At 74.0% G+C, this 6,273-nt stretch carries 5 protein-coding genes; 3 read left to right on the forward strand and 2 right to left on the reverse strand.

Annotation, left to right across the window (positions count from 1 at the left end):
• The 3 genes from E1264_RS38745 to E1264_RS38755 form a co-directional block, all read left to right on the forward strand.
• A partial coding sequence (locus E1264_RS38745; protein WP_132181919.1) for a trypsin-like peptidase domain-containing protein occupies positions 1 to 952 on the forward strand: 952 nt, incomplete at its 5' end.
• Positions 953 to 1,008: 56 nt separating this feature from the next.
• Complete coding sequence (locus E1264_RS38750; RefSeq protein ID WP_132181921.1) at positions 1,009 to 3,288, forward strand: FdhF/YdeP family oxidoreductase; 2,280 nt, start codon at positions 1,009 to 1,011, stop codon at positions 3,286 to 3,288.
• A 118-nt stretch (positions 3,289 to 3,406) separates the two neighbouring features.
• Entirely contained in the window at positions 3,407 to 4,075 is a 669-nt protein-coding gene (locus E1264_RS38755; RefSeq protein WP_243711434.1) for a DUF1707 domain-containing protein, read from the forward strand.
• 9 nt (positions 4,076 to 4,084) lie between these two features.
• Here the strand turns inward: E1264_RS38755 and E1264_RS38760 are convergent, their stop codons facing one another.
• On the reverse strand, positions 4,085 to 5,482 hold the full coding sequence (locus tag E1264_RS38760; protein ID WP_132181923.1) for an amidase: 1,398 nt from the start codon (positions 5,480 to 5,482) through the stop codon (positions 4,085 to 4,087).
• Positions 5,483 to 5,497: 15 nt separating this feature from the next.
• A partial coding sequence (locus tag E1264_RS38765; protein WP_132181925.1) for a D-2-hydroxyacid dehydrogenase occupies positions 5,498 to 6,273 on the reverse strand: 776 nt, incomplete at its 5' end.

Genomic DNA, 6,273 nt, shown 5'->3' on the forward strand with positions numbered 1-6,273 from the left:
GACCGCGGCGACCAAGCAGGCCAAGCCCAGCGGGCGGCGGCCCGGCGTCGTCAACATCGAGACCGAGCAGTCGCTGAACGGCACCCGCGCCGCCGGGACCGGCATCGTGCTCGACCCGTCCGGGCTCGTCCTGACCAACAACCACGTGATCCAGGGCGCCACCGAGATCAAGGGCACCGACACCGACAACCGCCGCACCTACGCCGCGCGGGTCGTCGGGTACGACCGGACGGGCGACATCGCGGTGATCCGGCTGACCGGCGCGTCCCGGCTCAAGGCCGCCGTGTTCGCGTCCGCGGCCGGCGTGGCGGTCGGCGACACGGTCACCGCCGTCGGGAACGCGGGCGGCAAGGGCGGGGCGCCGACCGTCGTCACCGGCAAGGTCACCGCGCTGGAGCAGGCCGTCACCGCGCGCGACGACACCAACGGCACCTCCGAGCGGCTGAGCGGGCTGATCGAGACCAGCGCCCCGATCAGGCCGGGCGACTCCGGCGGGCCGCTGCTGAACACCGCCGGGAAGGTCATCGGGATCAACACCGCCGCGTCCGCCGAGCTCACGATGGACGGGTCCCAGCCGAGGAAGGACCACCGCGGGTACGCGATCCCGTCCGACCGGGCCCTGGAGGTCGCGGGGCGGATCCGGCGCGGCGAGGCGTCGTCCACCGTGCACATCGGGCCGACGGCGATGCTCGGCGTGAAGGTCCGCTCCAACGGCGGCTCCCCCGGCGCGCTCGTCGCGGAGGTCGTGCCGGGCGCGCCCGCCGACGCCGCCGGGATCCCGGTCGGCGCCGCGATCGTCAGCCTCGGCGGCCGGCCCGTCGACTCCTCCGGCGCGCTGACCGCGCTGGTCCTCGCGCACCGTCCCGGCGACGTCGTCCAGCTGGAATGGACGACTCCGCAGGGCGCGCTGACGTCCGCCACGATCCGCCTGGCGGAAGGCCCGCCCCAATAGGACGTTCGTGTCCGTGCGACAGTGGGGGTGGTGCAGCCGAGCAGGAGGATGGTGCGATGAGCCGCAGGGCCCCCGCTGACGACTTCGACGACGCGGGTCTCGGCGTTTCACCGCCGAAGGAGTGGGCGGCGGGCGTGCCAGGGGTCACCGCCGCGCTGCGCCAGTCCTACGACCAGATGGGCGTGCGGCGAACCGCGCTGACGCTGCTGCGCGTCAACCAGAAGCAGGGGTTCGACTGCCCGGGTTGCGCGTGGCCCGAGGGCGACCACCGGCACGTCGCCGAGTTCTGCGAGAACGGGGCGAAGGCCGTCGCGGAGGAGGCGACGACGCGGCGGATCACCCGGGAGTTCTTCGCGCGGCACAGCGTGTCGGAGCTGGCGGAGCGGTCCGACCACTGGCTCGGGCAGCAGGGGCGGCTGACGGAGCCGATGCTGAAGCGCGCCGGATCCGAGCACTACGAGCCGGTGTCGTGGGACGAGGCGTTCCGGCTGCTGGCCTCCGAGCTGACCGCGCTCGAATCGCCGGACGAGGCCGTCTTCTACACCTCGGGCCGGACGAGCAACGAGGCCGCGTTCGCCTACCAGCTGTTCGTGCGGGCGTTCGGCACCAACAACCTCCCCGACTGCAGCAACATGTGCCACGAGTCGTCCGGGTCGGCGCTGAGCGAGACGATCGGCATCGGGAAGGGCTCGGTGCTCCTGGACGACCTCTACCGGGCTGACCTGATCTTCGTCGTCGGGCAGAACCCGGGCACGAACCATCCGCGGATGCTGTCCGCGCTGGAACGCGCCAAGAAGGAGGGCGCGCGGATCGTCGCGGTGAACCCGCTGCCCGAGGCGGGGCTGATGCGGTTCAAGAACCCGCAGCGCACGTCCGGGATCGCCGGGAAGGGCACGGTCCTCGCCGACCGGTTCCTGCAGATCCGGCTGAACGGCGACCTGGCGCTGTTCCAGGCCCTCAACCGGATGCTCCTGGAATCGGACGCGCCCGATGCCGTCGACCGCGGGTTCCTCGACGCGCACACCCACGGGTTCGACGCGTTCGAGAAGCACGTCCTTGGCCTGGACTGGGACGACGTGCTGGAGGCCACCGGCCTGACGCGGGAGGAGATCGCGGCGGCGCTCGATGACGTGCTCGGCGCGAAGAAGATCATCGTCTGCTGGGCGATGGGCCTGACCCAGCACCGCAACTCGGTCCCGACGATCCGCGAGATCGTCAACTTCCTGCTGCTGCGCGGCAACATCGGCCGCCCCGGCGCGGGCGTCTGCCCGGTGCGCGGCCACTCCAACGTGCAGGGCGACCGGACGATGGGCATCTGGGAGAAGCCGAAGCCGGAGTTCCTGGACGCGCTCGCCGCCGAGTTCGGGTTCGAGCCGCCGCGCGAGCACGGCCTCGACACCGTGGACGCGATCCGCGCCATGCGCGACGGCCGCGCGAAGGTGTTCTTCGGGATGGGCGGCAACTTCGTCCGGGCGACCCCCGACTCCGCCGTGACGGAGGCGGCGCTGCGCTCCTGCCGGCTGACCGCGCAGGTGTCGACCAAGCTCAACCGCTCCCACGCCGTGGCGGGCGAGACGGCGCTGATCCTGCCGACGCTGGGCCGCACCGAGCGCGACGTCCAGGGGTCCGGCCCGCAGTTCGTCTCCGTCGAGGACTCGATGGGCATGGTGCACGCGTCCCGTGGGCGGCTCGCCCCGGCGTCCCCGCACCTGCTGTCGGAGGTGTCGATCGTCTGCCGTCTCGCGCGCGCCGTGCTGCCCGATTCGGGCATCGCCTGGGACGCGATGGAGCGGGACTACGACGTCATCCGCGACCACGTCTCGCGGGTCGTCCCCGGCTTCGAGCGCTACAACGCCCGCGTCCGGGAGCGCGGCGGGTTCACGCTCCCGCATGCGCCGCGCGACGAGCGCAGGTTCCCGACCGCGACGGGCAAGGCCAACCTGACGGTGAACGAGCTGGAGGTCCTGCGGGTCCCGGAGGGGCGGCTGCTGCTGCAGACCGTCCGCAGCCACGACCAGTACAACACCACGATCTACGGCCTGGACGACCGCTACCGCGGCATCAAGGCCGGGCGCCGCGTCGTGTTCGTCAACCCGTCCGACCTGGCCGCCCTGGGCCTGGACGACGGCGCGATGGTCGACCTGGTCTCGGAGTGGGCGGACGGCGTCGAGCGGCGGGCGCCGTCGTTCCGCGTCGTGCCCTACCCGACGGCGCGGGGCTGCGCGGCGGCGTACTTCCCGGAGACGAACGTGCTCGTCCCGCTCGACAGCACCGCCGAGATCAGCAACACCCCGACGTCCAAGTCGGTCGTCGTCCGGCTGGAACCGGCGGGCTGACCATCGGCCGCCCGCCGACGCCCGCACCGGGCGCTTCCTCCCCGGCCCCGGCCTGCGGCCCGGATGAGGCGCGGCGCGCTCTGCGGCGCGTCGCGGCCGTCCGGGCTAGGCTTTCGGCATGACGAACCTCCCCGAACCCGCCGGAACCCCCGGCCCGCCGGAGATGCGCGCCGGTGACGCGGACCGCGAGCGGGTCGCGCAGGTGCTGCGCGACGCGGCCGGTGAGGGGCGGCTGACGCTGGAAGAGCTCGACGAGCGGCTGGACGCGGTGTACGCGGCCAAGACCTACGCGGAGCTGGAGCCGATCACCCGCGACCTGCCCGCGCCCGGCACGGCCGCCGCGCCCTCCCCGCTGCCCGCGGGGACGGGGGCCGACTGGCGCCCGCTGGAGAGCGCGCCGTCCTGGAAGACCGGGATCGGCATCATGAGCGGCTTCACCCGGTCGGGCGTGTGGAACGTGCCCCGCAGGTTCCGGGCGTTCGCGTTCTGGGGCGGCGGCAAGATCGACCTGCGCGAGGCGCGGTTCACCGAGCCCGTGACGACGATCCGCGCCCTGGCGATCATGGGCGGCTGCGAGGTCATCGTGCCGGACGACATCACCGTCCACGTCAAGGGCCTCGGGATCATGGGCGGGTTCGACAACCGGGCCAGCGGCCCCGGCGCGCCGGGATCGCCGACGGTCGTCGTCAAGGGCCTGGCGTTCTGGGGCGGCGTCGGGGTGAAGCGCCGCCGGTCGAGCAGGCAGAAGCGGCGCGAGAAGGAACTGAACCGCCCCCAGGACGACTGAGGCCCCCCGTCAGCCCGTTCGGTTGAACCGCTTCCACGGGCGGGCCCGCTCGTAGGCGGCGCACGCGGCCATGACCAGCGCGTCGGCATGGCGCGCGCCGACGACCTGGAGGCCGATCGGCAGGCCGCCGGAGGTGAACCCGCACGGCAGGCTCGCCGCGGGCTGCTGCGTCATGTTGAACGGGTAGGTGAACGGGGTCCAGCTCGTCCAGCGGCGGGCCGGCGACCCCGGCGGGACCTCCACGCCCGCCTCGAACGCGGCGATCGGCATCGTCGGGGTGAGCAGCAGGTCGTACCGCTCGTGGAACAGGCCCATGAGGCGGCCCAGGTCCATGCGGCGCGCCGTGGCGGTGAGGTACTCGACGGCCGAGTACCGCGCGCCCTGCTCGCATATCTCCCGCAGCCCCGGGTCGAGCCGCGCCCGTGCCTCCGGCGAGAGCTTCTCGACGACCTTGGCCGCGCCCGCGAACCACAGGACCTCGAACTCCTCGACCGGGTCGGTGAAGCCGGGATCGGCCTGCTCGACCTTCGCGCCCAGCTCGGTGAACACCTCGGCGGCGGCCGCGACGGACGCCGCGATCTCCGGATCGACCTCCGCGAACCCGAGGTCGGGGCTGAACGCGACGCGCAGGCCGGTGAGGTCGTCCGGGCCGGCCTCGCTGAACACGACGTCCGGCGGGGGCAGCGCCGACCAGTCGCGGCCGTCGGCGCCGCAGACCGCGTCGAGCAGCAGCGCCGCGTCGGCGACCGTGTTGGTCATCGGGCCGGTGTGCGCGAGCGTCCCGAACGCGCTCGCCGGGTAGTGCGGGATGCGGCCGTAGGTCGGCTTGATCGTGAAGATCCCGGTGAACGCGGCGGGGATGCGGACCGAGCCGCCGCCGTCGGTGCCGAGCGCGAGCGGCGCCATGCCCGCCGCGACGGCCGCCGCGGCGCCGCCGGACGACCCGCCGGGCGTGCGGGAGGTGTCCCACGGGTTGCGGGTGACGCCGTCGACCGGGTTGTCGGTCACGCCCTTCCACGCGAACTCGGGCGTTGTCGTCTTCCCGACGAACACCGCGCCCTGCTCGCGGAGGCGCGCGACGGCCGGGGAGTCCTCGTCCCAGGGGCCGGACGGGTCGGCGGTCGCGGAGCCGCGCAGCGTCGGCCAGCCGCGGGTGAGCAGGATGTCCTTGATCGAGACGGGCACGCCGTCGAGCGGGCCCAGCGTGGCGCCGCGCCGCCGCCGGTCGGCGGCGTCGCGGGCCATGGCGAGGGTGGTCTCCCCGTCGACGAGGCAGAACGCGTTGAGCCCGGGGTCGTCCCGCTCGATCCGGGCGAGGACGGCCTCGGCGGCCTCGACCGGCGAGAGCGTCCCGGCCTCGTACGCCTCGATCAGTTCGGTCGCGGTCAGGTCGGCCGCGTCGGTCATGGTTGCCCCCTCTGCTCAGGACCCGGTCGAGGAACCGACGTAGCCGAGCCGCTTGTCCACGACGTTGCGGAGCGGGCGGCCCGCCACGTGGCGGCCGAGGTTGTCGGCGAACAGCCGGACCAGCTCGTCGCGCCAGCCGACGACGTCGCCCGACATGTGCGGCGAGACGATCACGTTGGGCATGGCCCACAGCGGCGACGACTGCGGGAGCGGCTCGTCCTCGAACACGTCGAGCGCCGCGCCCGCGATGCGGCCGTCCCGCAGCGCCTTGACCAGGTCGGCCTCCGCCACCAGCGCGCCGCGCCCCACGTTGATCAGCCGCGCGGACGGGCGCATCCGGTCCAGCGCCGCGGCGTCGATCATGCCGCGGGTCTGGGGCGTGAGCGGCGCGGCCAGCACGACGTAGTCGGCGACGGCGAGCGCCGCGTCCCGCCGCTCCATCGGGTGGACGGTGCCGAGGTCGGGATCGGCGACGCGGGCGGTGCGGCCGAGCCCGGAGACCGCCAGGCCCGCGGCGGACAGGCGGCGGCCGATCGCGCGGCCGATCGGCCCGGTGCCGGCCACCAGCGCGCGGGCGCCCGTGATCCCCTCGGTCTCGCGGTGCCGCCAGCGCCGCTCCCCCTGCAGCCGGACGGTCGTGTGCAGGTCCTTGGCGAACGCGAGCACCAGCCCGAGGACGTACTCCGCGATCGGCTCGTCGAAGATCCCGCGCGAGTTGGTGACGACGGCGTCGCCCTCGATCAGGGCGGGGAACATCAGGCGCTCGACCCCGGCGCTCGCGATGTGCACCC

This window comes from Actinomadura sp. KC216, assembly GCF_004348535.1.
Taxonomy (GTDB): domain Bacteria; phylum Actinomycetota; class Actinomycetes; order Streptosporangiales; family Streptosporangiaceae; genus Spirillospora.